Origin of the sequence: Eoetvoesiella caeni (assembly GCF_003315175.1) — a bacterium.
Lineage (GTDB): Bacteria > Pseudomonadota > Gammaproteobacteria > Burkholderiales > Burkholderiaceae_B > Eoetvoesia > Eoetvoesia caeni.
The window spans coordinates 84,347-106,914 of sequence record NZ_QNRQ01000006.1 but is presented as its reverse complement, the minus strand read 5'-3'; the positions used below and the strand labels follow the sequence as shown (position 1 = coordinate 106,914).

26 protein-coding genes and 1 tRNA gene are annotated in these 22,568 nt (G+C 57.1%); 3 read left to right on the top strand and 24 right to left on the bottom strand.

The genetic code is table 11. The features are described 5' to 3' along the window. From DFR37_RS12585 to DFR37_RS12550, 7 genes are all read right to left on the bottom strand, one after another. Positions 1–795 carry a class II aldolase/adducin family protein gene (locus tag DFR37_RS12585; protein ID WP_113933608.1) on the bottom strand — a complete coding sequence of 265 codons (795 nt, stop codon included), beginning with the start codon at positions 793–795 and terminating at the stop codon, positions 1–3. Between the two features lie 10 nt (positions 796–805). Further along, positions 806–2,293, bottom strand: coding sequence for an aldehyde dehydrogenase family protein (locus DFR37_RS12580; protein WP_113933605.1), 1,488 nt, complete (start codon positions 2,291–2,293; stop codon positions 806–808). A 62-nt stretch (positions 2,294–2,355) separates the two neighbouring features. Then, positions 2,356–3,978: a GMC family oxidoreductase gene (locus DFR37_RS12575; protein WP_211317248.1), complete on the bottom strand. Its 1,623-nt coding sequence runs from the start codon at positions 3,976–3,978 to the stop codon at positions 2,356–2,358. A gap of 1,151 nt (positions 3,979–5,129) precedes the next feature. Next, positions 5,130–5,396 carry a hypothetical protein gene (locus tag DFR37_RS12565; protein ID WP_147251623.1) on the bottom strand — a complete coding sequence of 89 codons (267 nt, stop codon included), beginning with the start codon at positions 5,394–5,396 and terminating at the stop codon, positions 5,130–5,132. Beyond that, on the bottom strand, positions 5,393–5,644 hold the full coding sequence (locus tag DFR37_RS12560; protein ID WP_113933598.1) for a hypothetical protein: 252 nt from the start codon (positions 5,642–5,644) through the stop codon (positions 5,393–5,395). The genes DFR37_RS12565 and DFR37_RS12560 overlap by 4 nt, the downstream gene beginning before the upstream one ends. Positions 5,645–5,717: 73 nt before the next feature. Further along, positions 5,718–5,996, bottom strand: a complete 279-nt coding sequence (locus DFR37_RS12555; protein ID WP_147251622.1) for a hypothetical protein — start codon at positions 5,994–5,996, stop codon at positions 5,718–5,720. A gap of 82 nt (positions 5,997–6,078) precedes the next feature. Further along, positions 6,079–6,303 carry a hypothetical protein gene (locus DFR37_RS12550; protein WP_113933596.1) on the bottom strand — a complete coding sequence of 75 codons (225 nt, stop codon included), beginning with the start codon at positions 6,301–6,303 and terminating at the stop codon, positions 6,079–6,081. A gap of 345 nt (positions 6,304–6,648) precedes the next feature. Here DFR37_RS12550 and DFR37_RS12545 point away from each other — a divergent pair, with 345 nt between their 5' ends. After that, entirely contained in the window at positions 6,649–6,966 is a 318-nt protein-coding gene (locus DFR37_RS12545; protein ID WP_113933595.1) for a hypothetical protein, read from the top strand. A 57-nt stretch (positions 6,967–7,023) separates the two neighbouring features. Here the strand turns inward: DFR37_RS12545 and DFR37_RS12540 are convergent, their stop codons facing one another. The 17 genes from DFR37_RS12540 to DFR37_RS12460 form a co-directional block, all read right to left on the bottom strand. Next, the gene (locus DFR37_RS12540) at positions 7,024–7,242 is read right to left on the bottom strand and encodes a hypothetical protein (RefSeq protein WP_147251621.1); all 219 of its coding nucleotides are present in this window, start codon (positions 7,240–7,242) and stop codon (positions 7,024–7,026) included. A 73-nt stretch (positions 7,243–7,315) separates the two neighbouring features. Continuing rightward, positions 7,316–9,850 (bottom strand): transglycosylase SLT domain-containing protein, encoded by a 2,535-nt coding sequence (locus tag DFR37_RS23440; RefSeq protein ID WP_113933591.1) that lies wholly within the window; start codon positions 9,848–9,850, stop codon positions 7,316–7,318. A 23-nt stretch (positions 9,851–9,873) separates the two neighbouring features. Next, positions 9,874–10,890, bottom strand: coding sequence for a hypothetical protein (locus tag DFR37_RS12530; RefSeq protein ID WP_113933590.1), 1,017 nt, complete (start codon positions 10,888–10,890; stop codon positions 9,874–9,876). A 5-nt stretch (positions 10,891–10,895) separates the two neighbouring features. Further along, the gene (locus DFR37_RS12525; RefSeq protein WP_113933588.1) at positions 10,896–11,180 is read right to left on the bottom strand and encodes a hypothetical protein; all 285 of its coding nucleotides are present in this window, start codon (positions 11,178–11,180) and stop codon (positions 10,896–10,898) included. A 205-nt stretch (positions 11,181–11,385) separates the two neighbouring features. Then, positions 11,386–12,006, bottom strand: a complete 621-nt coding sequence (locus DFR37_RS12520; RefSeq protein WP_113933586.1) for a helix-turn-helix domain-containing protein — start codon at positions 12,004–12,006, stop codon at positions 11,386–11,388. Next, complete coding sequence (locus tag DFR37_RS12515) at positions 12,006–12,737, bottom strand: hypothetical protein (RefSeq protein ID WP_113933584.1); 732 nt, start codon at positions 12,735–12,737, stop codon at positions 12,006–12,008. The genes DFR37_RS12520 and DFR37_RS12515 overlap by 1 nt, the downstream gene beginning before the upstream one ends. Further along, complete coding sequence (locus DFR37_RS12510) at positions 12,734–13,138, bottom strand: hypothetical protein (RefSeq protein WP_113933582.1); 405 nt, start codon at positions 13,136–13,138, stop codon at positions 12,734–12,736. Before DFR37_RS12510 ends, DFR37_RS12515 begins: the two co-directional genes overlap by 4 nt. Then, positions 13,131–13,844, bottom strand: coding sequence for a helix-turn-helix domain-containing protein (locus tag DFR37_RS12505; RefSeq protein WP_170139900.1), 714 nt, complete (start codon positions 13,842–13,844; stop codon positions 13,131–13,133). The genes DFR37_RS12510 and DFR37_RS12505 overlap by 8 nt, the downstream gene beginning before the upstream one ends. Positions 13,845–13,939: 95 nt before the next feature. Further along, complete coding sequence (locus tag DFR37_RS12500) at positions 13,940–14,890, bottom strand: AAA family ATPase (RefSeq protein ID WP_113933578.1); 951 nt, start codon at positions 14,888–14,890, stop codon at positions 13,940–13,942. Beyond that, the gene (locus DFR37_RS12495; protein ID WP_113933576.1) at positions 14,887–15,228 is read right to left on the bottom strand and encodes a hypothetical protein; all 342 of its coding nucleotides are present in this window, start codon (positions 15,226–15,228) and stop codon (positions 14,887–14,889) included. Before DFR37_RS12495 ends, DFR37_RS12500 begins: the two co-directional genes overlap by 4 nt. Further along, complete coding sequence (locus tag DFR37_RS12490) at positions 15,228–16,100, bottom strand: hypothetical protein (protein ID WP_147251620.1); 873 nt, start codon at positions 16,098–16,100, stop codon at positions 15,228–15,230. The genes DFR37_RS12495 and DFR37_RS12490 overlap by 1 nt, the downstream gene beginning before the upstream one ends. Next, on the bottom strand, positions 16,097–16,453 hold the full coding sequence (locus DFR37_RS12485) for a hypothetical protein (RefSeq protein ID WP_113933572.1): 357 nt from the start codon (positions 16,451–16,453) through the stop codon (positions 16,097–16,099). Before DFR37_RS12485 ends, DFR37_RS12490 begins: the two co-directional genes overlap by 4 nt. Beyond that, entirely contained in the window at positions 16,454–16,717 is a 264-nt protein-coding gene (locus DFR37_RS12480) for a helix-turn-helix transcriptional regulator (protein WP_113933571.1), read from the bottom strand. A gap of 92 nt (positions 16,718–16,809) precedes the next feature. Continuing rightward, positions 16,810–17,796: a hypothetical protein gene (locus tag DFR37_RS12475; protein ID WP_113933570.1), complete on the bottom strand. Its 987-nt coding sequence runs from the start codon at positions 17,794–17,796 to the stop codon at positions 16,810–16,812. Position 17,797: 1 nt separating this feature from the next. Further along, positions 17,798–19,030, bottom strand: a complete 1,233-nt coding sequence (locus DFR37_RS12470) for a tyrosine-type recombinase/integrase (protein ID WP_113933569.1) — start codon at positions 19,028–19,030, stop codon at positions 17,798–17,800. A gap of 165 nt (positions 19,031–19,195) precedes the next feature. Continuing rightward, positions 19,196–19,270: transfer RNA gene (locus DFR37_RS12465), tRNA-Arg, on the bottom strand. Between the two features lie 59 nt (positions 19,271–19,329). Then, entirely contained in the window at positions 19,330–20,250 is a 921-nt protein-coding gene (locus tag DFR37_RS12460; RefSeq protein ID WP_242341842.1) for a tripartite tricarboxylate transporter substrate binding protein BugE, read from the bottom strand. A gap of 454 nt (positions 20,251–20,704) precedes the next feature. Here DFR37_RS12460 and tsaE point away from each other — a divergent pair, with 454 nt between their 5' ends. After that, a complete protein-coding gene (gene tsaE / locus DFR37_RS12450) occupies positions 20,705–21,256 on the top strand; it encodes a tRNA (adenosine(37)-N6)-threonylcarbamoyltransferase complex ATPase subunit type 1 TsaE (protein WP_113933566.1) in 552 nt (183 codons plus the stop codon). After that, the gene (locus DFR37_RS12445) at positions 21,190–22,557 is read left to right on the top strand and encodes an N-acetylmuramoyl-L-alanine amidase (protein WP_113933565.1); all 1,368 of its coding nucleotides are present in this window, start codon (positions 21,190–21,192) and stop codon (positions 22,555–22,557) included. The genes tsaE and DFR37_RS12445 overlap by 67 nt, the downstream gene beginning before the upstream one ends. The last annotated feature ends 11 nt before the right edge of the window (positions 22,558–22,568 follow it).

Below are 22,568 nucleotides of genomic sequence, written 5' to 3'. Positions count from 1 at the left end.
TTATCTTAGATATCCCGCCGTGTGCTCCGCCTTTTTCTTCCACAGATCCCATGCACGTCCCACCTGGGTTTCAATCGTCGCAGTCGTTGCCTGCGCTTCGGCCGGCGACAGAAAGGTGATCGCGCCAAGCTGAGAGGCCTGAAGTTGCGCCCTGGCATTGATCTCGGTATATACGGCCCGGTACACCGCCTTCTTCAGCGTATCGGCGACCACTGTCGAGCCGTGGCCGCGCATCAGCACCACTGAACTGCCCGCCAGCGAGGCAGCCAAAGCCGCACCCAGACGATTGTCCGTAACGAGCAAGCTGCTGCCGTCGCCCACCACATCGCGTATTTCGAATATGGGAGCGCCCGCGCCAATAAACCCGGCCATATGGCACAGCGGGCGCAACGGCGCCTCTTTGACCACACTGAACGGCACAACGGACGGCGAATGGCTGTGCACAACCGCCATTACGTCGGGACGCGCCTTGTAGAGTTCGCCATGAATGAACCGCTCCAGATATACCGGGCGCCCTGCGGCATCAATTGGCGTGCCGTCCAGCTGAAATTGCACGATGTCCTGGACCGTGGCTTGGGCCGGCGCCATATTCCGGCATAAAAGAAACCGATTTGCATCGTCAGGATGTCGCATGCTGACATGGCCGAAAGCATCCAGCACGCCCTGGTCGAACAGGATGTGGTTTGCGAACACCAGGTCTTGAATCAGGCTGGGATCCACCGCAAGCGGCGCCTCTGCGCTGTCGTTGACCGTAGAGCTTGCCGCGGGAATAGTATTGTCATGATTGCTGCACATAATGAGCTTCCTAGTATTTGCTTTTCAAATTGACATGAATATGCTTTAACTGCGTAAACGCCAACAGTTCGTCAATGCTTTCCGTACGCCCGATTCCCGATTGCTTATAGCCACCGAAGGGTGCACCGATAAAATGCCGGCTGGTTTCGTTCAGCCAGACAAATCCCGTCTGCACGCGAGACGCCAACTTATGCGCACGCACAAGATCATTGGTCCAGATCGAACATGTCAAGCCATACTGCACGGCGTTCACCTGCTCCAACAACTTCTCTTCATCGCGCCACTTGATAACGGAAAGCACCGGCCCGAATATCTCTTCGTTCGCGATACGCATGGACTGGTCGACATCGACGAAAATAGTGGGTTCTACAAAAAAACCTTTCGACAACGATGCGTCCCGGGGTGTATCCCCGCCACATAACAACGTGGCTTCGTGCTTTCCTATCCGAATATACTCGAGCACGCGGTCGTACTGGGCACGGTTATTGATGGCTCCCATCGTCGTTTCAGGACTGGTCGGCAGGCCCGGTTTGTACGCCGCCGCATACTCCTTCAACAGCGGCAGCACCTGGTCGTAGATTGACTCATGGATGAATGCCCGGCTGGTTGAACCGCAGGACTGACCGCACCAGGTGAAGTTCATGCCCGCAATGGCAGCTTGCGCCGCAGACTCTGGCGTCACGTCCGGATAGGCGATCAGTGCATTCTTGCCACCCAGCTCAAGCAGCACGGGTTTTAAGGTGTCTGAACAGGCCCGCATGACAGCGCGGCCCGTAGCGGCACTGCCTATCAAGCCCACCATGGCTACGTCCGGATGGGATACAAGCGCTGCACCAAGGTCATTGCCGCCGTTCAAAATACTCAAAACGCCAGCAGGCAGAATGTCGGCCGCAAGTTCCGCCAATCTTAATGAAGACAGCGGCGCCTGCGCGGGGGGCTTCACAATGACGGCATTTCCCGCCGCCAAAGGGGCCGCCGCATTAGACATGCAGAACATGAACGGATGATTGAACGGAACAATCCGAACGACAACGCCCAAAGGCTCGCGAATCGAAAAATTGATAGCGTCTACGCCGGCCGGCACCGAGCTGCCTTTCATCTCGGTGACCAGGCCAGCGAAATAATCGAACGCCGCCGCAGCCATCATGACGTCGTTGGTCATTTCGCGAACGGGATTGCCGCCGTCAAGTGCGTCCAGCATGGCCAGCTCGTCGGCATGCTCCCGAACCAGTTGGGCCAGCGCTTTCATGCGCCGGGCCCGCTCCTGCGGGAGCATCTGGCTCCAGGTTTCGAACGCTTTTCGCGCTTCCTGGACGGCCAGGTTCGCGTCCTGGGTGCCGCCTTCGGCGACCTGGGCCAGTAGTTCCGCGGTTGCGGGACTATGCACGTCGAAGAATCTTCCTTCCACCGGGTCGTGCCATTGCCCACCGTAATACAAACCGAAATGCCGGGGCATTATGGTCTGCTTGGCTTCTTGGTTTTTCACAACGTAATCCATGTTGCTCCTCGCATATTCTATGTTCTGGTTCCCGGCCTTCAGTCGGGATTCAAGCTACAAACTTAATGCGCCAGAATGTTGGCGCCAAGCATGTCGTCGGCAATTTTTTCCGCCATCATGATAATGGGGGCGTTGATCGGCCCTCGCACGATTTTCGGGATCGCAGATCCATCGACCACCCGTAGGCCGTCCACGCCACGCACACATAAATTTTGATCCAATACCCCTAGCGGATCGCTTTCCACGGCCATCTTGCAAGTTCCGGCAGGATGGTGAAGCGTAATCGCGGTGTTTCGAATGAATGCGTCTATCGCTTCATCGCTGACAGCCGACGCCCCAGGGGCCAGCTCTTCAGATATGAAGGAGGCCAACGGCAGCTGTCCGCCAATGCGGCGCATCGTGCGAACCATTTCACGAACCGCCAGACGGTCGGACTCTGCCGACAGAAAGTTCTGTTGAATTAACGGAGGCTTGGTGGGGTCGGCGCTCGAAAGCCTGATTCTGCCTCGGCTTTCGGGTGCCAGAAACACGCCCTTGATCGCAAACGCATCAACATAAGGTTTAAGAAATGGCCCGAAATGAGGTCCTGCCGTCATAGGCGCCGCTGCCAACATTAATTGAAGGTCCGGCAGCGCCAGATTCTGGCGGCTCCGTACTAGACCCACCGCTGCCGCAGGTATCTTGCCGGAGAGCCCCGTGCCGAACATCCAGGTACGCAGTACGTCGACGGCAATTCGATCCAGCCTCAGCGCACGATACAAAGGCCCCGGCGAACTACGGCGCCAACGAACATCGCAGACAATATGATCATGCAGATTTTCGCCGACTCCAGGCAAGTCCACCATGGGTTCAATGCCAAGACCCTGTAGCGCCTGGGCGCTGCCGATGCCCGACAGCATAAGCAATTGCGGAGAGTTGACAACACCGCCACATAAAACCACCTCTCTGCCGGCACGTACGAACTCAAGCTGTCCTTTACTTGAAAACTCTACGCCGACTGCGCGGTTGCCCTCAAAAACCACTTTGTGGACCAGAGCGCCCGTGCATACTGTTACGTTCTTTCGTGCTACGGCCGGGCGCAAGTACGCGGAAGCGGCGCTCCAGCGGCGCCCGCGCCGGATAGTCACTTGCATTGGCCCGAAGCCTTCCGCGCTGGCCCCGTTGTAATCATCGCTGCGCGTATAGCCCGCAAGCTCAGTGGCTTGCATGAACGCATCGAGCAACGGATCTTCGTATATCAAACGAGTAACGGTAAGCGGCCCGCCGCTCCCGCGAAACTCGTCTGCCCCGCCTTCCCAGGACTCGCTACGCTCGAAGTAAGGCAGAACATTATCGTAAGACCAGTTGTTCAGGCCCAGCTCCTGGGCCCAGCCGTCGTAATCTTCGCGCATGCCCCTGGCATAAGCCATGCCGTTAATGGACGTACAGCCACCGAGGACACGACCGCGGGCGCACTCGATACGCCGGCCATCCATACCGGGCTCTGGCTCGGTGTTGTAACCCCAATCGTACAACCGGTGCTTCAGAATCAAACCCCATGTCAACGGTATTTTGATAATCGGCGAGTTATCAGGCCCACCGGCCTCCAGCACCAGAATTTTCAAAGTGGGATCTGCGCCCAGCCGATACGCAAGTGTGCAGCCCGCCGACCCAGCGCCAACAATGATGTAGTCGTACTCCGCCACTTTATGCAACCTTCATTTCGAGGCTTGTCGTCGACATTAAGCCGTTGAAAAAGCAATAGCATGTCGGCGGGATCTCGGGAGGAAGCCTGTGGATGCGCATTTATCTGTCTCAGCCTTTTTACTTGAAGCAATCTCAAAAAATCAAAGAGGCCGACCCACAGCCTCATGACTCCGTTACTACGGATACTATGACGGCTGAACACATACGTCTAATTCAAAATAATGTGGGTGAACATAGCCATTTGGCTATGTTTTTGCTTGGTGGCAATACGGGTTTGAGGCAAACCAGCGGCCGCACCCTTATAAAGCTCGACTCCTGCGAAAGCCTTCGGCTCGCCCCCGGTCCCCTTTTAGCCGCGACCGGGTCTTTGCCACCGGCGAGCAGATCATGCGGCGCCTGGTGGGCCGCTGTCTCGCAAACAGGTACAAGTCGCTTGGGTACACGTATATCGACAACAAAAAACCCGCAATGTCAATAAACATGCGGGTTTGTATATGGCAATCCATTAATGGATATCTTGATTGGCGTCCCCGGCAGACGCCGAACTGTTGCTTTAAAACCTCGCCAATGCTTGATTGCATTAGACATTTATAAAAACATACCCCCAAATGTACCCCCAGGAATCAACCATTGGAATGCGGAGCAAAAGGAATGGGGTAACACGGCTCTCCTTTATCAATGTGGCACCCGGCCGGGTCAAAATACCGCCACTTTCGAGTCGATAACCCCCACCCCAAACCGTACAATATATTAAGCGGTAACGGGTACCCCAAACCGTACAGAGGTGGAAGTCACAGCCGTGGGTTCGCGCAAGTGATAACCCCACCCTCAAACCGTATATATCTTTAAGCGGTAAGGTAGCCCTCAAACCGTATAGCGGAATCAGTCCGCTTGCTTCCTCGGCCTACCTCCGCGTTTGCTTCTACCCTCGGTGTGCGCATCAATCCACGCCATGATGTCGCTACGCCTCCATTTTGGTTTGCTACGCCGTCCGCCAGGGCCGGTCAGCCGGATTGCAGACGGGAACCCCGGCGTGATTGCATACTGGGATGTAACGTATTTAGCGGTGCATCCAAGCATCGCCGCTACGTCTTCGGCATTTAACAAGGCGTCGGGGGCCATGCGGGCGGCTATCTGGCGCGCAAGCTCTTCAATTTCTTCGGGCGACATTCAAAGCTTCCAGCGCTGGGGCCGCTGCAACATTGCTCTCCATACGAGCCATCAGGTTTTTCACCTCAAGCAATGCGCTTGCCTGTCCGGCCATGTCGCAAAGCGTCTTTAACAGGTAGTACACGGTTGGATCATCCTCTTCCGGGTTCAGTCGGTCGAAGGCCGCCGTAGCAAACGCAAATATCTGCTCTTGCTGCACTGACAACTCTTTCATCGCTGTTTCCATAGCTGCGTTCGGTGTCTTCATTTGTCGGCCTCTTCGCTGGCCTCGTAGGCCCAGTTGTCGAACAGGTCGCGGCCAGCGATTGCCAGCGCCTTGACGTGGTGCGACGTATTGCCGTGCTTAGCAAGCGCTTCAAGGATGGATTCAAACAGCGCGTGTGCGCTTTGATCGTGTTCCAGCGCCCTCGCCTGCAACCGGGCGATTTCTTCGGCCGGAGTGCGTTTGGCGGGGCGTGTGGGCAAGGCGGTAACGGCTGTTGTTGCAGTTTTCATAATCGAATCCTAAATTCAAAATTGCGGCCAGTGTCGGCCAGGTACAGTAACTTTCGGCAATGGTGGATATGGGTTAGACGCGGCCAGCCGCCCCCGCGATGACTTCACCAATACGGCGGGCAAAGGCGATATCGAAAGTCCGCTTACGGGCGTGTAGCGCCTCGGCATCGAAGCCAAGTCCGGACTGCAAGGCGTCAAAGCGGTTGTCGCGCCAAGCGGCCATCGTCAACGGCGCGGTTTGCCACCATAGATCAGCGGCATGGCGTGCGGCCTGTTCGACCAGGGGGAAGGGTTGCACCGCCACATTTGGACGAACGGGGGCGCTCGATACGATAAACTCTTGAATAGCCATAATTGAACCTCTCAGATAGGTCGTTGTGGTCAGGGTCTGGCCAGTGTTCCCGCACCGGTCAGGCCCGCTTTGCCTGATACCGTCAGGCGTCGGTGTGCTTGCCCGGTTTGGGCGGTACTACATAGACATCGTGCAAACGCTTCACTTCGAGCGCCATGCCCAAGAACTTAGGAACCCAGCCAGGGATAGGCACCTCGCCCTTAACCCAACGAATGGGGGTGATTTTGTTGACGCCAGCCATGCGACAGAAGTCGTTTTGTTTCCAGTTCAGGGCTATCAGGGCGGCGGTAAATTCTTCTGGTGTCATGCTGCCTACTTGGTTCGTATGTGGTCTCGCGTGCGGGCGAGAATGAGGCTTCATGATAAGGCTTTGATTTACTAAATGCAACCATTTAATGGAAAAACGGTCGCATTTAGTTAACATAACGCCCGTTATGAGAATGCGCCCATGTGGACAAGTTTTGTACGCATAACGAGAAACACAGCATTCATGCGGCTTTGCCCGGCTTATCCACACTGAGCAATAAATAGCCAATTGCCGTTTTCGGCCCAAAAAATAATTATCGAAAGTTATCCACAGCCCACCATCATTACCAACTTCGGCAACACCATGCCTACAATGGTGCTTTACTGACAGGCAGGGGCCGCACACATGTCTTACTTCGAAGAAAAATCCAGCCAACTAAGCACCGGGGCCATAGAAGCTTTTGGGATTGACCTTCTAACCCGCTACGCTCGGGCGGGGGAGATGGCCGAAATGCTGCAATTCGCTGAACTGGTCGCTGAACAGGGCCACCATTCCCTGCTGGTCTCGGTTTTCTACGACAGCAACGCTTGCCTTTGCACCTTCACCTTGGTTGATGGCCTAGATCCGCTGTCCGACGTTGGGGAAGCCATCAAGCAGTGCGCCATCGAGACCATCAGCCAGTTCGATTGGGATGGCTCGGTCTATCATGGCCGCCAGCATTGAAAACGCCCTGTCATCGCTCGGCGAGTCATTGCTGTTCACTTCCATCGCTGGTGGGATTCAGCTACGTATGGCGTCGGCGAAGCGGACAAGCTCGCCGAACACGGCCCGCAGTTCCGCATCGCGCTCGATAGGCAAAGCGTCAGACAGCCGTACATCGCCGCTACTGTACGCTTCGCCCACCCGCGCCAATCGCAATAACAATTCGTGTGCCTGGGCGGGCGATACGGTGGGCCACTTGTCGGCCAACACAAGGGGGTATCTTCCATAATTGAACACGCTTGGTACTCCTGAAAATCATTAGTGTGTTTTGCGACTTGATCGTAAAAGCCCATCAAGCCGCAATGCGGCATCAGGACGAAAGGCCGCCCGTGACAATGTGAGCAATGCGGCGGTCTCGAACGTCCTGCCCGGCATCGGGAGGCGGCACATTGACCTGAGTGGGCTTGCCGTTGTCGCCACTGCCCAGTGGCACGGCCACTTTTGGCGCGTCGGCTACGACAGGCGGGGCCGGCACAGATGGCGGCGTAACGGCAGGCACTGACGCGGTTTGCACCGGAGCGACTGCCATCAAAACAGGGGAAGCCACGGGCGAAGCCGCCGGGGCTGTCACCGCTGCCACTTGATCCGGGGATACTGCGGGCAACACACCAGCCGCGCTACCAGCAACAGCCGTTTGATAACGTGAGTCCAGCGCCGCCTTGTTCTTGGCAAGGTACTCTGCCGCCGTCGAAGAGCTCGAGCCGTAATTGAATCCGACTCCTTTCTGTGTGCCCTGTGAAAGCTCGGATATCTGCTTACCAGACTGTGCGCCCGCAATTACCTCGGCAGCGGCACCGGGGCCAAGCTGATGGGCCATGTATAGGTTCTCAGGCGTGACCGGCAGGCCGCGCTTTTGTAGGATGGCCGCGTTCTGCTGGGTCAGTTTCATTCCGCCCTCGATGTTCTGGTCAGCGTCGAAGCGGTCTTTGATGCCAACACCCGTGGCCGTCTTGCCCGTGAACTGGAATACGCCAATTGCGCCCGTGCTACTGATGGCATCGGCATTGCCGCCTGACTCCATGGCCGCAATGGACAGCATCATTTCGGGGTCAAGGCCGTGCTGCTCGGCGCTGGCCCGCACCTTCTGCTGTATGTCGGCAGGCATACCACCGGCCAGATTCGCCCCCGTGTTCGCGCCGCTGGTCTTCAATTCCCGAATGCGTTCAGCCTCGGCTGACGTGTACGAACCGTTCTTAGCCAGCCCAGCACCGCCCTTGATGCCGTCGAATGTTTCCTTATGGCGGTAGCCTGGCACCAGCTTTTCGGCGGTCGCATTAAACGCCCCGGTCGCTTTGTCACTGATCCAGTTCTTGGCACTGGATGCCTTCTCACCTAGCCAGCTAGCGCCTTCCTTGGCTTTATCCACGGCCTTACCCGCGCTCTCCTTCAAATCAACGCCTGTCTTTTCCTTTACGTACTCATTGGTCGCATTGCCTGCATCCTTGACCGCCTCGACGGCCTTGCCGGCTGTTTCCTTGACGTTGACGCCGGTTTTCTCTTCAATCCATTTATTCGCTGCCTCGCCTTTCTCTTTGGCCCAGTCCAGCGCCTTTTCTGCTGCACCCTTGATGCCGGCCCATACCTCGGACAGCTTATTCATGGCCGTATCCCACGTTGAGCGAATATTGGCCGTGGTTTCATCCCAGGCGGCAACAATCTTGCCGGGGATATCGGCCTCCCGCAGTTGAGCCACCCAGCCCCCGACCGTCTCGCCAAGAATTTTGCCCGCCTTGTCGCCAAAGAACATGCCCGCCGCACCGCCAACAACGCCGCCAATGGCTATGCCAATCGGGCCGCCCAGCGCACCCACAGCTGCGCCCAGCTTCGCACCGGCCAAACCACCAGCCAGCACACCACCAAGCCCGCCAATGGCCTTACCGCTGCGTACGTCCTTCTCGCCACGGGTTAGGCTGTCGTCTGACTCGCTTTTGAACAGATCAAACATGTTCATTGCGCCGGACAGCAGGCCGCCAACAACGGGCACCTTTTTGAGCAAGCCCATAACCAGGGGGATGATGGCCGCGAGGAACACCGGAATCATGGATAGAAAACCGCCACCACCATCGCCGCCACCTTCCGCGTCCGGTTTTTTCTCAATGTCTTTGAGTGTGCGGGTGGTCGCCTTAGAAAACGCGGTCTCTTCCTTGCGAAACAACCGCAGTTCGCCAAATATGCGCCGATACCAACGCTCCTGCCTCTTCGGCCCACCAGGCAGGGCACCAGACAGGGCGCTATAGCCTTGCATCACGGGCTGGGCCACCTCGCCCACCGCCTGCAATGTGGGGTCAACCTGGCTGTTGTTGCGCGTTACGCCCGATACAGTCGCTGCAACGCGGCCCACCACGCCATCAAGTAGGGATTTCTCGCGCGCTTTGGCCTCACCCTTGTCTGACGGCCCCGCACCACCAGACGCCACAAACCGCCCTGATGCATCGCGCTGCGCCTGTGGCTTGGCTGCTGCGCCTGGCGTAGCGACAACCGCATTGGGTCGCTGGCCTTGCATCACGGGCTGGGCAACTGCTGATACAGGCCGTGCAATGCCCGATAACGTCCCGGCTGCTGCCGCCAACCCTTGCCGACCGCCTGGCTGAACGCCACCGCGCGGCACGACCACGGTAAAAACTGGATTGTCAGCCCGGCCCGATGGTGTCGCGGCCTTGGGCGCACGTTCAAGGCCTGTTCGGATAGCTGCAATATCGGTACTCATGCCATCCCACACGTCAATGATGCGGGCCTGTGCGGCTTCATCCCCAAGTGCAGCGCTCGGGTGACTCGGATCACCGCGCGGCTTATCTTTTTGGATCGGTTCGCCTTTCAAGAACCCGTTTTCATCGTGATTAAGCATTCCCGCTCCCTGTGGGTGTATGGCTATTTGCCGGCCGCATTGATGGCGGCAATCTGTTGCTCGGATAAGCCCATCTTCGCCAGTAGAGCGAGCTGGGCCTTGTTCATGCCGCCGCCGGCCATGCGCCGGGTGGCTGCTGTCGGTTTCTTTGGCTTTGAAGGGTTGGCAGTGACTGCTTGTGCCAAAGCCCGCCGTTCACGCGCTGCGGCTGCGGCCTTCTGGCGGTCTGTCGTGGTCTTTATTTCGCGGGGGCGCTTGTTGGCGGCAAGCTGGGCCTCGGCGTCTCGCTGCGCCTGGCGAACCTTGGCGTTGCCATCATCGTTTTCGCGGCCACGCGCGATTACCTTGCTCAAGAACAACGCCACCGTACCGGCTGACTCCACCTCGGCCATGACGCGCAATACGTGCTTGCAGCCCACGCCGGACAAACCAGGATTACGAATTTTCGGGAAGCCAGTTTCAGCCCGGCCAGCGTTAAAGCCACCGATGGTGCTGATGTAGCGAAACCAAAAGGTATGCCGCTCACAGTCACAATCGAACTTCAGGGGTTGCTTGCGTAGCCAGCCGGCGGCCTGTAGTGGGGTCTTAGAGCCAGCAGACACCGACGCGCCGAAGCTCATGAACTCGACCGTGACATGATGCCGTGACACCTTGGAATCAGGTCCAGCACTGGTGACAAAGCGGACGCGGCCATTGCTGGCGGACATCGGCACCGCCTGGCGGATTTGGCTTTGAGCGCGGTTCCTGTCGTCAGCCCATGAAAGATCAAGCACTTTGCGGGCAGTAATGCCGCCCTTGAGCCGCTTTTGTGCTGTCCCGACGTTCCGACGAAAGGCGGCAAGATCATCGTGCGTCAGGGGGCGTATCTCACCCCCCAGCGTGGTCATTAGCAGGCGGCTAGCATCGTATTCACCCGTGATTTCGTTCGGTCGAAGTATGCTGGGCGCTGCCAGCCGTTCGGCCTTCTCACTTGCGGCGCGTGCCTTGGCTTCGCCTGCTGCGCCTGCTAGTTTGCCCAGCCAACTGCCTGTCGTTGCCATGATGATTACTTGCGCTTGCGTGAAGGGGTGCGTTTGGGCTGGGCAGATTCCGCTTCGGCAAGGCGCGTCAGTAGGTCATCCCAGCCTTCCTGCAATTCACTAATAGCCACGGTTGCCTCGCGGAATGCGCTCACCAACTCACCAGAAAAGGCGGCTACCACCTTTCCGACCTGTTCCGCGTCGTGGTTAGCCAATGATCTATGTATTTCGTGAATCACCGTAACCATGCTGGGCGTATCTTTCAGCGCAATGCGGGCCAATATCTCGGGGTAGATAGTTTGTTCTGACATGATTTGCTTCTCCGTTAAAAAGTGGCGGCGGGCTTCAATGGACGCTAACCCGCATCCCCCAGGTATTCGCCGAAACCGGCTGTTTTATTTCCCAGGCGTACACCCGCCATTGATCGGTACTTCCTGCGTTTGGTGGCCGGGCGCATGAGACCCCGAACGTAGGCCCCGTGGTATTGGGTATTTCCACGACCCCCGGCCATAGTCTTTACTCCTGATCCCCGGAAGAATCAGGTTTTATGCCCAAGCGCTCCATGCGCCCGGTAATGATCTTGCTTTCCGATTCCTTGCTCTCGGTAAGAAGCCGCGTGTACATTGCGTCAAGCTCCGCCTTAGGCGGGAAGACATTCAAATTGATATCTTCCTTGACCTCGATTTTGTCTTTCCACTTGTGCGGCTGACGGTTTCGCAACCATAGGGATGCGGCCCCCGTGTCCGGCGGGTAATGCTTCATCGTCGGCGTGATAACAATCTCACTCATGCCGTTGCCTATCGAAACCGTCCGAATATCGTCTTCGGGGTGCGAGTAGCCCACGGCGCGCTGATACAACGACCGCGCCACATTTCCATCAGCGGGCAGCTTGGCGGACTTTAGGACGGCAGATAACTCAACATGCCTTCTCTTCCAGTCCGTAAAGGTTCGTTCACTCACCTCGAAGGCGGCGGCCATTTCCGCATCGGTCGCACCAAGCAGCGCCATCCCTTCGGCAATACGAACAAACTCGGGGCGGTACAGGGTTCTCTTGCCCTTGCCTCCGGCATTGCCGGCGGCATTCTTGTTGCCCTTGGGCGCGCCGCCTTTAACCGGCGCTTTCTTCGCAGTAGCCATTACCCAATCACCGAATTTTCAACCATCGCTTTGGCGTCAGAGTCCAGCGCAGAACGTGGCGGCTCGATCCGAATACGGGGATGAATGTGTTTAGGCAGCAAAGCTGTATCGCCTGTTTTCTGAAACAGGTGCAACTTTTCACGCTCCGCTTCCAGAACCGCCTTCTGCGCAAGCAATGCCTCGGTTGTTTCGTGAGTGCCGCGCAGGCGTTTTATTTCAGCCTCGCTCACGCCCTGTCTGCGTAGATCCGCAGCGCGGCTATCCCGCTTACTATCGCGCAGCCGGTTCTCTTCAATGCAGCGGTGAATCCATTCGATACGCTGTCGAATTTCACCAAGGCGATCAATGACGGGGCCAGTCCATTTGGACAGGCGCTCGTTCTCGGCTTGCTTCAATATCTCGGCTTTCGTGGCAATGGCCTTTGCCTGCGCACGAAGGGCATTGAACTCGGCGGCCAGCTTCTTTGCAGCAACGGCTAATGCGTCGTCGGGGTATACCTGGCTCGCAAGAATCAGCGCAGCACGCGCACCAAGATCACCGGCGAAGCCTCGGATAGCCCGCATTGCTCGGGCGGCCTCTTCCAGCGCCACAGCATCAGGTGTATTGAAAACTTCGTCGCTTTGTTCGTTTTGATTCAAGGTCAAGGTAAGCATGGTGGCTCCAGGTGATTCGTTACTGCCATTCTGGCGTAAGAAAAAACGCCGAATTTTCAAAATTTCCGAAATTTTCATTTTTTGGGGAATTTCGGCCCAGCATCTGCAACTGACTCACCCCCAGCCTGAACCGCTTTGAGATTCCGCCGCACCTGGTTGAACAGGAACCAGAAGCCGCCGGCGAACCGCAGCCGCACGTATTCCTCAAGCCTTTCTCTGTCGGGGTCTGTTGTCGAAATGTCCATCAAGAATCCCTCAAGCGCATGGCCCAAAGCCAAATCGGGGGCGGTCGCATCAATGCGTGCCGGGATCACGCCACCATCAGCGAAGTAGTCCGGCCCTTCTTCCAGCCACCGGGCGGCCTCGACCGCGCCGGAACGCACCATGTCGCGCTGCATGGGGTCTACGTAGCTGGCCGGGGTCAGCACAGCACCAGGCGCAAGGGCAATCAGCGTCTCGAAGCTCAAAGGGTCAGACATTAGCGGCCTCCATTACCGGCGCATTCAGTGCTGGGCTTACCGCTGTCACGCCCTCCATGAAACGCAAATGTCCAAGGAATCGCTGATAGACCTCATTGGCGCTGGCAGCACCGTCAGCGGCATGCTCAACAGCGGCCAGCAGCGTTGAGCCGGCGCGCATATCTTCAAATCCGGGGTTAAGCTCCCGGAACCGGGCAAGCGCGCGGGCCACCTCAAGGGCCTGGGCGTGCGTCTTGGGGCACACATCCATGACGCGCGATACCTGGTCGTTCACAGCGTGCAGCGCATCCAGAATGAGCCTTTCTTGGGCGGTCACCTGGGCGAACATCCAACGTGACACCACCCGCTCAACAGTCGCACGGGGCGACACCTCGAAGTCTTCCGACAGGCCAAAAAGGTAATCGACGCTGACCTGATACATGGCCGCCGCCCGCACAATCAACAGCAAAGGTACGGAGTTGGTATCGATGGCACCTTCAATCTTGGACAGCTTGCTGGGGTTGCGGTATCCAAGTTGGCGGGCCGCCTCAATCTGACTCAGGTTGCACAGTTCCCGGGCCTGGCGCATACGCTGGCCGATGGTTTGAACCAGTACGGCCTGTTCGTACTTGGGGTGGTCAGCATCCGCCCGGATCAAACTGTTCAGGTCTTTGGGCCGTGCAGCTTTCTTTGCTGCGGGAACGCTTTCAATTACTGCTTCTTGCATGGCTGTGGTCTCTTTGCTGGGGGCTTTGACAGGGGCGTGTGGCTGCCACCACGCTTCCGGCGGGATATCCAAAATCGCGTATTTCAGGATTCGGTTCATCGGTACACCCCAAGCATGTCCAGGGGGGCGCATCGGTTGTCAGGGGTGTATTGCAGGCTTTGCGGGTGATACCAAAGGGCTACGCTGCCTTCCCATTCGCCGTGCCGGTTCTTATCGACCACCAGCATGGCATCAGGGCTACTGCGGGTTTCGTCGTCTACCGGCTGATTCTTGCGCAACAAGCTGGCAATGGTCTTTTCCTTTTTCTTGTTGCGCCACACCGTCAGCACCTGATCCACTTGGTCGCTAATCGCGCCGGAGCCTTTGGCGTCGAACTTGCCCGGTACCTTCTCTTCGTTCTCACCCTTGCGAACGTGGTGGACAAGGTGAATATGCACATCCAGATCACGGGCAAGACCGGTCAGCATGTCTACAAAATCCTTCTGACCGTTGTAGTCATCTTCGCCGCGAACGCACTTCATAAGGCTGTCAATGACGATGTGCTTGATTTTCAGCTTGTCGGCGCAATAGCGAATTACGGCATAGATCATTTCTGGTCGTACCGTTCCAAGCTGGTCGTACAGCCAGAACTTGCCTTGCAGCCAGTCCATGAACCGCGCCGCCATAGTCTCGCCGGGCTGATCGTTCATGGCAGCCTGGCGAAGCATCCGCTTGAGCGTCGAAACGGGCTTCATTTCAAAGCTGGCAATGCAAACCGGCTCACCTTGCCCGGCAAAGCCCATGCAAGCCTGGCCCAGCATCTGCGACTTGCCGTGGCCGTTGATGCCTTGCCACAAGCTGACCTCACCGCCGCGAAAGCGGATATGGTCGTGGGTTTTGGCCCATGGCAGGCGCGCGCCGGTCACTGTCGTTCCGTTCTTGACGGCATCAATGAGGCTGTCGCGCCACGTCTCGGCCCCCAGCACTTTGGCCTGTGGCTCGGTCTCGGCCATGTATTGGCGAAAATCGAACGAATCGGGCGTAATAATCGGCGCGACCTTGCTCATGCCGCCACCTTCTCGGGTTGCCAGTCATGCACAAAGTCAGGGCTGGACGTAATGACCCGCTCGGGGGCGAACTCTCGCAGCCTGGCAAAGACGGCGCGCAGTCGGTTTTTCTCCGTACCTTGCAAAAGAACCGTCAGGCCGGTCAAGCACCGTAAATCCAGCGTGCCGGGGATTTCTTCCGCCCCGATATGAACCTCGGGCCGCCCGCCCAGCATGACGCTATGCTCGGCGTCCAAGAAATAGCGCTTGGGGCATGACCCATCAAGGGCATGAAGCCAGACCATGGAAGGCCTGTAGCCCGATAGGCGCATACGGATGATGGTGTTTTGACCGCGCATCAGATTGCCCCCTCAAACATGTTTTCAGCCGTAGACGGGTCGGCAGGCTGCTCGGGAAGATCATCATTCCAGCGGGATTGATTGATGTACGTCAGGGGCGCAGGCTCGAACCCTTCACGCCACTGCTTCGTTTCCCGCACGGCGATAACGTGGGAAATGATCTTGTCGGCCAACTGATCCAACTGTCTTGCAGCCCAGCGCTTGGCACAAGTCGCTTTGGCTACTTTTCTGCCCGTAGAGGGGTACGCCTTCCAAAACTCCTCGAACCGTGAGGGATTGCGCACGTCGGGTTCACCCGATATATATATCCCTTCCTTTCCTTTCCCTTCCCCTACAGAGGCGTGCGCACGCGTGGCTGACGCGTCGTTTACGCGTACCTCACGCGTGGTTGACGCGTCAATGTCGCGTGGCGGGATTTTGCTGCCTGTCTCTCGGTTGTTGATGACCTGATGCTTCAGGAAGCTGGGTATCTCCGCGTACTGCTTACCATCAACCGAATACAGCACCACCAAGCCTGCCTCAATCAGTTCTGCCGACAAATCGTCAATGTCGCAATCGTCGCCCGGCAAGTACCGCAGCTTATGGGTACGCGGCTTCCATTCCAAACGTCCCTCACGGTCGGCCTCACACCAAAGCGCAATGTAAAAAATGCGGGCCAGTGGCGACATGCTCACTATGTCGTCGCTCGTGAAAAACTCTGGCTTGATTGTTCTGATGCGAGCCATTTGGCTCTCCTTCAATGCTTGAATCGTCGCAGCCGCCCAGGCGTGAACCAGGGGGGCTTGTTCTTTGTGGGTGCGGGTAGCGGCGAGTTGCCGGGAAATGCGCTTGGCTTCTGCTGCATAAATGTTGATTTGGCTTCTGGTCATCATGATCCGGCCTCGACCAACATCTGCCGCTTCAGCCAACCCACGATGGCCCGGCGGTCTGCTGGGGTCAGGCTGTACTCGCCAACCTCGCAGGGCCGCCCGTCGCGGTCAATGCGCGGCAATAGGTTGCACGGAACGGCAAGGCCTTTACCGCGCAACTGACGAACAACGTCAGGGCCGTTCGATGCCCCGGCCACGCGGTCTAGCTCTTCGCGGGTAAGCTTGCGCAGCACCATCAGCGCCTGCAAAACGCGGACGTGACGCGGGCTTCTGGTGCCGGTAAAAATTGGGGTAGAATTGGCTGTCCGCCTGCCAGCGACAGCCCCCTTTTCGGGGCTTTTCTTTTTCTCCGCCACTTATGCCACCTTATTAGCGGCCTGCCAGCCCTGAGGGTCAGCCATCCATTCACGAACGGACGAAAGCCACCAGCGAGTGCAGCGATGCGATATTTTGATGGGTGCGGGGAACTTGCCTTCGCGGGCCAGCGTCCAGGGCCACGACCGGGATACACCCAGCAAGTGGGCAACCTCACGGTCATTGATCATACGATCCGCTTCGGTTGAAACCGGCGTAATTAAAGGCTTGCGGCCTTGGTTTGCTTGTGTGGTTTGATGCGCCATGTTGTAGCCTCATGTGTATTCAACATGGGTACAGTTTGGCGATTAGCGGCGAATCTTAAGAGGGTAGTTCTTTGTGAAAATTAGACGAACAACTACCCCTGTTTCACCAGCGTCCGCGCATTTGGCATGATGTCCCGAACATCAAAATCAACTGGAATGTCCCGGAACGACTTAATGATTCCTTTTACGTCCAAATCGGGTTTTTCCACGCCGCCAGCCTGAATAATATTGGCGATTGCAGTTGTTTTTGGCTCTCCAAAAAGACTGTAATGGCCTTGCCAAAGACGAAACATCAACAGTCTCTCTCTGGCAGTGTCGTCAATTCGTTTAATGGGCGGAACTTTGCCGCGCGCCTTCTTCATAGCTCTTGCCATCGAATCCCGCGCATTGACAACATGATGGCGTACCGGTATAGCCTCTTGCGCCATCGGCGGCCAGGTCTTATTGCTGATTACCTCAATTTGCTCCGCAGCCTCAAAGCCACGCATTGCGGTCGCCTCAAGATCATCCAGACGTTTATGCTCTTCCACCATCCGCCGCGCTGAGTCTTGGTCGTAGTGATATTCCAGCAAGGCGCACAGAATAAGAATCGACCAATTCAAGCCTAACGGGGCCATGACCTCGAAAGCCTCTTGAATCACCCTTGGGGACACCACCCCATCTGTTTGGTCTTTCAAAATATGCCCGCGTTTCAATAGGCCGCAGGCAAGCACAGCCTGGTGTCCCGATAAATCCTCAAGGTGCCAGCCTAGGCGCAAGGACTTCCAGGCCGCCTTCATGGATGGGAATCCGTTCAGCCATTGGCCAGCGCTGGAACGAAACCCGGCGTCAATCTGTGTGTCTCGCCAAAGCCATACTTCCTTTATCAACGACAACAGGCCGGCCAAATCGTCCATGTAGCCATCGTCAATTTCTTCGCCAACCGATTCCCACGGCCTGTAGTTGGCATACTTTGGCGAATCCAGCAGCATCACGTCCAGCGTAAACTTGTTTAGCAGCTCGGCGGGCATGGAACTGGCATACAGCCGGATCGTTTCTAGTATTTCCTGCCTGGTCGGCACTTTTGCTACAGCACGCATATCATGCGCTCCTTCTCGGGGCCAACGGCACCACGTTTGAACCAGCTTTGCTGTCCAAAAAATCAGACCACCATTGCATCATCGTCACGCGCTCAGGCAGACGCTGGGAATGGTCGTAGGCCCGCCGCACCTGATTTTTTTCTTTATGACTCAACTGGCGCTCAATGGCATCAGGGTTAAAGCCGTTTTCATTCAGGATAGTGCTTGCCAGACCTCTAAAGCCATGGGCGCTTTGCTCGTCGCCATAACCTATTGTGCGCAATGCCTTGTTGATGGTGTTCTCACTGATTGGCACGCCTCGTTTCTGCCCTTCGAACATGAGGGGGCGGTCGCCAGTATGTTGGCGTAGCTCCGTCAGCAATTCGATGGCTTGCCGCGACAGTGGCACGATATGAGGGATACCGGACGCCTTGAGTGTCTTGCTGCCCTTGCGATGGGCCGATGGAATTGTCCAAGTCGCCGCCTCAAAATCAATCTCTTCCCAAGTCGCCTGCCGTAACTCTCCGCTACGCATGAAGCACAGCATAACCAGCTTTGTGGCGATACGGGTTTGGGGCAAGCCACCATAACGGTCAATTAGCGTCATCAGTTTCCCAAGCTCTTCTTTCTCAACATGCGGATGATGCTTGGTGGGCGGCTTCGGCTTTAAGAAACTGTTCAGACCGGCGGCCACATTCACGGGTGCGCGTTTTGTGACCACTGCATAGATAAATACCTTGTTCGTTTGGGCCAATGCCTTGTAGCAACTTTCGCCCAGCCCCTTGGCCTCCATCTTTCGGATGGCGTCCAACACGTCCAGCGACGTGATATTGGCTATCGGCTCTTCGCCAAACTCCGGGTAGATATGATTCTTGAAAAAACCGTTTACGCGTTCAATGTGTGCCTCAGACCACCCAGACGATTGTGAGTCAACCCATTCCTTAGCTATAGCTTTAAAACTATTCTCCTGTGCAAGCCTATTTGCTTTCCTGGTCGCTTTCTTCGACGCCATCGGGTCAGTATCTGCCGCAACAAGGTCGCGTGCAGCCTGGTGGGCTGCTGTCGCCTTCGCCAATGTCACCTCGGGATATACACCCAGCGCAAGCACTTTCTCTTTGCCATGGAAGCGGTACTTGTAGCGCCAATACTTTTTGCCGTTCGTGCTTACCAGCAGATACAGCCCGCCCCCAGCAGCTAACTTATAGGGCTTTTCCTTTGCAACTGCCTGTCTGCACTGAACGTCTTTTAGGGCCATTTTGGGGGTACTTTTTGTAGTGAAAGATTTGATACCCCCAAATGTACCCCAACAAGGGGGTATATGACCATAGCAGCATGAAGCATGTCGCAGACATTAAAAAACCCGCACAACCAATGTTTATGCGGGTTTCTATATGAATGAAGCTTGTAAAACACTAAAATCTGGCGTCCCCGGCAGGAATCGAACCTGCAATCTTCCCTTAGGAGGGGAAAGTTATATCCATTTAACTACGGAGACGTAAGGCCGGTATTTTATCAGGACTGGAAAATACCGGCCCGACGCCGTTTTGACAGACGCTATTCCAGTTTGATATTGCCTTTGCTGACGACCTCGTGGGCCCAGTCGTACTGCTCTTTGATCTCTTTGCCGAACTCTTCCGGCGTGTTGCCCGATGGCGCGGCGCCTTGTTTTTCAAGGGCCTGCACCACACTCGGGTCTTTCAGGGCCTGTACCGCCGCGTCCCGTAGCGTCTTGATGATTTCGGGGGAGGTCCCTTTTGGCGCCAACAGGCCGTACCAGGCGGGCCGGTTCAACTGCGGGTAGCCTTCCTCGGCCAGCGTGGGAACATTGGGCAAGGCCTTCAAGCGCTCGGGCCAGGCAATTGCCATGGGCAGCAGTCTGCCGGCCTGGATCTGCCCCATGGAGGAAGGCAGATTGTCGAACATGATTTCAATGTGGCCGCCTACGGCATCGGCCACAGCGGGGCCGGCGCCTTTATAGGGCACGTGCTGGGCTTCGGTGCCGGTAGCCTGCTTGAAGGCCTCGCCGAACAAATGCAGCACGCTGCAAGTACCCGAACTGCCATATGAATACTTGCCGGGGTTGGCTTTCAGGGCTGCGACGAAGTCCTTGAAGTTCTTGGCCGGAAACTGGGGATTGACCTCGATGACGTTGGGCACGTTGGCAAAGTTGGTAACCGGCAAAAAGTCTTCCAGCGGCTTGTAGGGAAGATTGTCGGGACGGCACGCGGGATTGACAGCCAGCGTAGAGATGGTCGCAATCGACAACGTGTAGCCGTTGGGCGCGGCGCGAGCCGCTTCCTGGGCGCCTATGGCGCCGCCGGCGCCGCCCTTATTTTCAACCACAATGGGCTGGCCCAGCACCTGGCTCATTTTCTCGGTGACGATACGCGTGACAATATCGGTGGAGCCGCCGGGCGCAAATGGCACAATGACGCGTATGGGTTGGCTTGGATAATTCGCCGCCTGTGCCGCCATTCCAAACACGGTCAGGCATCCGGCAACAACAGCCAGCGGAACGAGCTTTGCTTTTAATTTTAAGTTGGCCATCTATCTCTCCTGGAATAAATATAATCACTAGCTACATACATCGTTCATATTCGCCCTCGCAAGACCGAAGGCTGTATTTGCCAAAGCGCGTTCAGAATGCACCTGGTCAGATCCGAGGAACAACAATAGCAGTAAAAGATGCCGGCGCACTTGCCACACACCATCCAAAAGGCAACTTTTTGTTTGCCGCATGCCAGGCCGGCACGCCAATACTGTTGTAATTTCGCGCCGGTCAGTTCGGCGACGCCGCTTTGGGGCCAGCGCCGCACCGCGCTCTTTGCGGCAAATGCCCAGGCCCTGGCGTTGTTGCCAGCGGCTGCCCATGTCCTGATACCGTTTACTTCGCCCCGTGCCTGCCAGGCCGCTACCAAAGACTACCGTCATGCAAGAACAAAAGAAGTTAAAAGAAATTAGCCTGTTTTTGGCCGATGAAGACGCCACAGTTGCATTAGCCCAGCAACTAGCGCCCATGCTTACTGGCACCCATCCCGCCTTTGCCGGCCAGGCTCCGGGCGGCCGCATTCACCTGAAAGGCGACCTGGGGGCGGGCAAAACCAGCTTTGCCCGGGCCTTGCTGCGGGCCTGCGGAGTCGCCGGCCGAATAAAAAGCCCTAGCTACGCACTACTTGAAAGCTATAAACTTTTTAACTTATACTGCTATCATCTTGATTTTTATAGGCTAAGCGACCCCCGAGAATGGCTGGATGCCGGGTTTCGCGAAATATTGCAGAAAGAAGCCATTATTTTGATCGAATGGCCAGAGCAGGCTGGGGCCACTTTACCTCCTCCCGACCTGGAAATACATCTGGTTTACGCAGATGCCGGCCGGCAAGCGCATCTAACGGCCTATAGCAACAAAGGAACATCATGGCTGACAACTCTAGTGCTGCCCCAGCAGGAATATCCCCCCCAGGACTTTCCCGGCGACGCTTGATCGCAAGCGCCACGACCCTGTTCATTCTTCCGGTTATTCCGCGGCTGGCGCATGCCGCCGGCACCATACTGGCCGTACGCACCTGGCCCGCCGACGAATACACGCGCGTCACGCTAGAACTTGATACAGAGCTCAAGGCAGAACATTTCACGCTGGAGCATCCTGACCGCCTGGTGGTCGATATCAATGGCCTGACCATGAGCCAGACCATCAATAACTTGATCTCAAAGGTCAAGCCCAACGACCCTTATATCGCCTCAGTGCGCGTCGCCCAGAACCGGCCCGATGTCATCCGCCTGGTGTTCGACCTGAAGCAAGCCATAGCGCCGCAGGTTTTTACCTTGAAGCCAATCGGCGAATATAAATACCGGCTGGTGCTGGACCTGTACCCGAAAGTCGCGCAAGACCCATTGCTGGCCATCATGAACGGCGCCGACAACGACCCGCTGGCCGAAGTGCTGGAGAACCTTGCGCAGAACGCACCCGACTCCGCCCCCATTCCGTCGGTGCAGGGGCAAAAGCTGCCCCCTGTCGCCACGAAAAAGCCCGACCTCGACCCGCTTCCGCCCCCTGCCGCCAACGGCCCGCCCGGAATCAATCGGCCCATCCTCATTGCGCTGGATCCGGGACACGGAGGCGAAGACCCTGGCGCGATCGGGCGCAATGGCACGCGCGAGAAAGACATCGTCCTGAGCATTGCGCGCCGCCTGAAAAAGCTGATCGATTCCCAGCCCAATATGCGCGCCTACCTGACCCGCGACAACGACTATTTCGTCCCGCTGCAAGTACGGGTACAAAAGGCCCGCCGGGTAAAGGCCGACCTGTTCATCTCGATACACGCCGACGCCTGGATAAAGCCCAGCGCCCGCGGTTCGTCCGTGTTTGCCCTGTCGCAACACGGGGCCACCAGCGCGGCTGCGCGCTGGATGGCCAAGCGCGAAAATGAAGCCGACTTGATCGGCGGCATCAACCTGGGCTCGCATAACAAACAAGTGGCTCAGGTCTTGCTTGATTTATCGACGGCGGCGCAAATCAACGACGCCATGCGCGTAGGCGGACGGGTGCTTAGTGAAATAGGCAAGATCAACAGCCTGCACAAGGCCAGCGTCGAACGAGCCGGGTTCGCTGTGCTCAAGGCGCCCGACATCCCGTCCATCCTGGTGGAAACCGCCTTCATCAGCAATCCCGAAGAAGAGCGCCTGCTGCGCAGCCCCGCGCACCAGGACCGGATTGCCAGCGCCATGCTCAGCGGCATCAACGGGTATTTTGCGCAGGGCCCCGCACTGGCACGCAAGTCCTGACACGTTCAAGG

Excerpts from the sequence above, each read along its gene's own strand:
- DFR37_RS12490 (WP_147251620.1), bottom strand. The coding sequence starts at position 16,100 with ATGATGACCAGAAGCCAAATCAACATTTATGCAGCAGAAGCCAAGCGC.
- DFR37_RS12475 (WP_113933570.1), bottom strand. The coding sequence starts at position 17,796 with ATGCGTGCTGTAGCAAAAGTGCCGACCAGGCAGGAAATACTAGAAACG.
- DFR37_RS12445 (WP_113933565.1), top strand. The coding sequence starts at position 21,190 with ATGGCTGACAACTCTAGTGCTGCCCCAGCAGGAATATCCCCCCCAGGA.
- DFR37_RS12460 (WP_242341842.1), bottom strand. The coding sequence starts at position 20,250 with ATGGCGGCACAGGCGGCGAATTATCCAAGCCAACCCATACGCGTCATT.
- DFR37_RS12525 (WP_113933588.1), bottom strand. The coding sequence starts at position 11,180 with ATGTCAGAACAAACTATCTACCCCGAGATATTGGCCCGCATTGCGCTG.
- DFR37_RS12585 (WP_113933608.1), bottom strand. The coding sequence starts at position 795 with ATGTGCAGCAATCATGACAATACTATTCCCGCGGCAAGCTCTACGGTC.
- DFR37_RS12500 (WP_113933578.1), bottom strand. The coding sequence starts at position 14,890 with ATGAGCAAGGTCGCGCCGATTATTACGCCCGATTCGTTCGATTTTCGC.
- DFR37_RS12580 (WP_113933605.1), bottom strand. The coding sequence starts at position 2,293 with ATGGATTACGTTGTGAAAAACCAAGAAGCCAAGCAGACCATAATGCCC.
- DFR37_RS12520 (WP_113933586.1), bottom strand. The coding sequence starts at position 12,006 with ATGGCTACTGCGAAGAAAGCGCCGGTTAAAGGCGGCGCGCCCAAGGGC.
- tsaE (WP_113933566.1), top strand. The coding sequence starts at position 20,705 with ATGCAAGAACAAAAGAAGTTAAAAGAAATTAGCCTGTTTTTGGCCGAT.
- DFR37_RS12495 (WP_113933576.1), bottom strand. The coding sequence starts at position 15,228 with ATGCGCGGTCAAAACACCATCATCCGTATGCGCCTATCGGGCTACAGG.
- DFR37_RS12565 (WP_147251623.1), bottom strand. The coding sequence starts at position 5,396 with ATGAAGACACCGAACGCAGCTATGGAAACAGCGATGAAAGAGTTGTCA.
- DFR37_RS12515 (WP_113933584.1), bottom strand. The coding sequence starts at position 12,737 with ATGAAAATTTCGGAAATTTTGAAAATTCGGCGTTTTTTCTTACGCCAG.
- DFR37_RS12510 (WP_113933582.1), bottom strand. The coding sequence starts at position 13,138 with ATGTCTGACCCTTTGAGCTTCGAGACGCTGATTGCCCTTGCGCCTGGT.
- DFR37_RS12555 (WP_147251622.1), bottom strand. The coding sequence starts at position 5,996 with ATGGCTATTCAAGAGTTTATCGTATCGAGCGCCCCCGTTCGTCCAAAT.
- DFR37_RS12470 (WP_113933569.1), bottom strand. The coding sequence starts at position 19,030 with ATGGCCCTAAAAGACGTTCAGTGCAGACAGGCAGTTGCAAAGGAAAAG.
- DFR37_RS12480 (WP_113933571.1), bottom strand. The coding sequence starts at position 16,717 with ATGGCGCATCAAACCACACAAGCAAACCAAGGCCGCAAGCCTTTAATT.
- DFR37_RS12560 (WP_113933598.1), bottom strand. The coding sequence starts at position 5,644 with ATGAAAACTGCAACAACAGCCGTTACCGCCTTGCCCACACGCCCCGCC.
- DFR37_RS12505 (WP_170139900.1), bottom strand. The coding sequence starts at position 13,844 with ATGCAAGAAGCAGTAATTGAAAGCGTTCCCGCAGCAAAGAAAGCTGCA.
- DFR37_RS12550 (WP_113933596.1), bottom strand. The coding sequence starts at position 6,303 with ATGACACCAGAAGAATTTACCGCCGCCCTGATAGCCCTGAACTGGAAA.
- DFR37_RS12545 (WP_113933595.1), top strand. The coding sequence starts at position 6,649 with ATGTCTTACTTCGAAGAAAAATCCAGCCAACTAAGCACCGGGGCCATA.
- DFR37_RS23440 (WP_113933591.1), bottom strand. The coding sequence starts at position 9,850 with ATGCTTAATCACGATGAAAACGGGTTCTTGAAAGGCGAACCGATCCAA.
- DFR37_RS12530 (WP_113933590.1), bottom strand. The coding sequence starts at position 10,890 with ATGGCAACGACAGGCAGTTGGCTGGGCAAACTAGCAGGCGCAGCAGGC.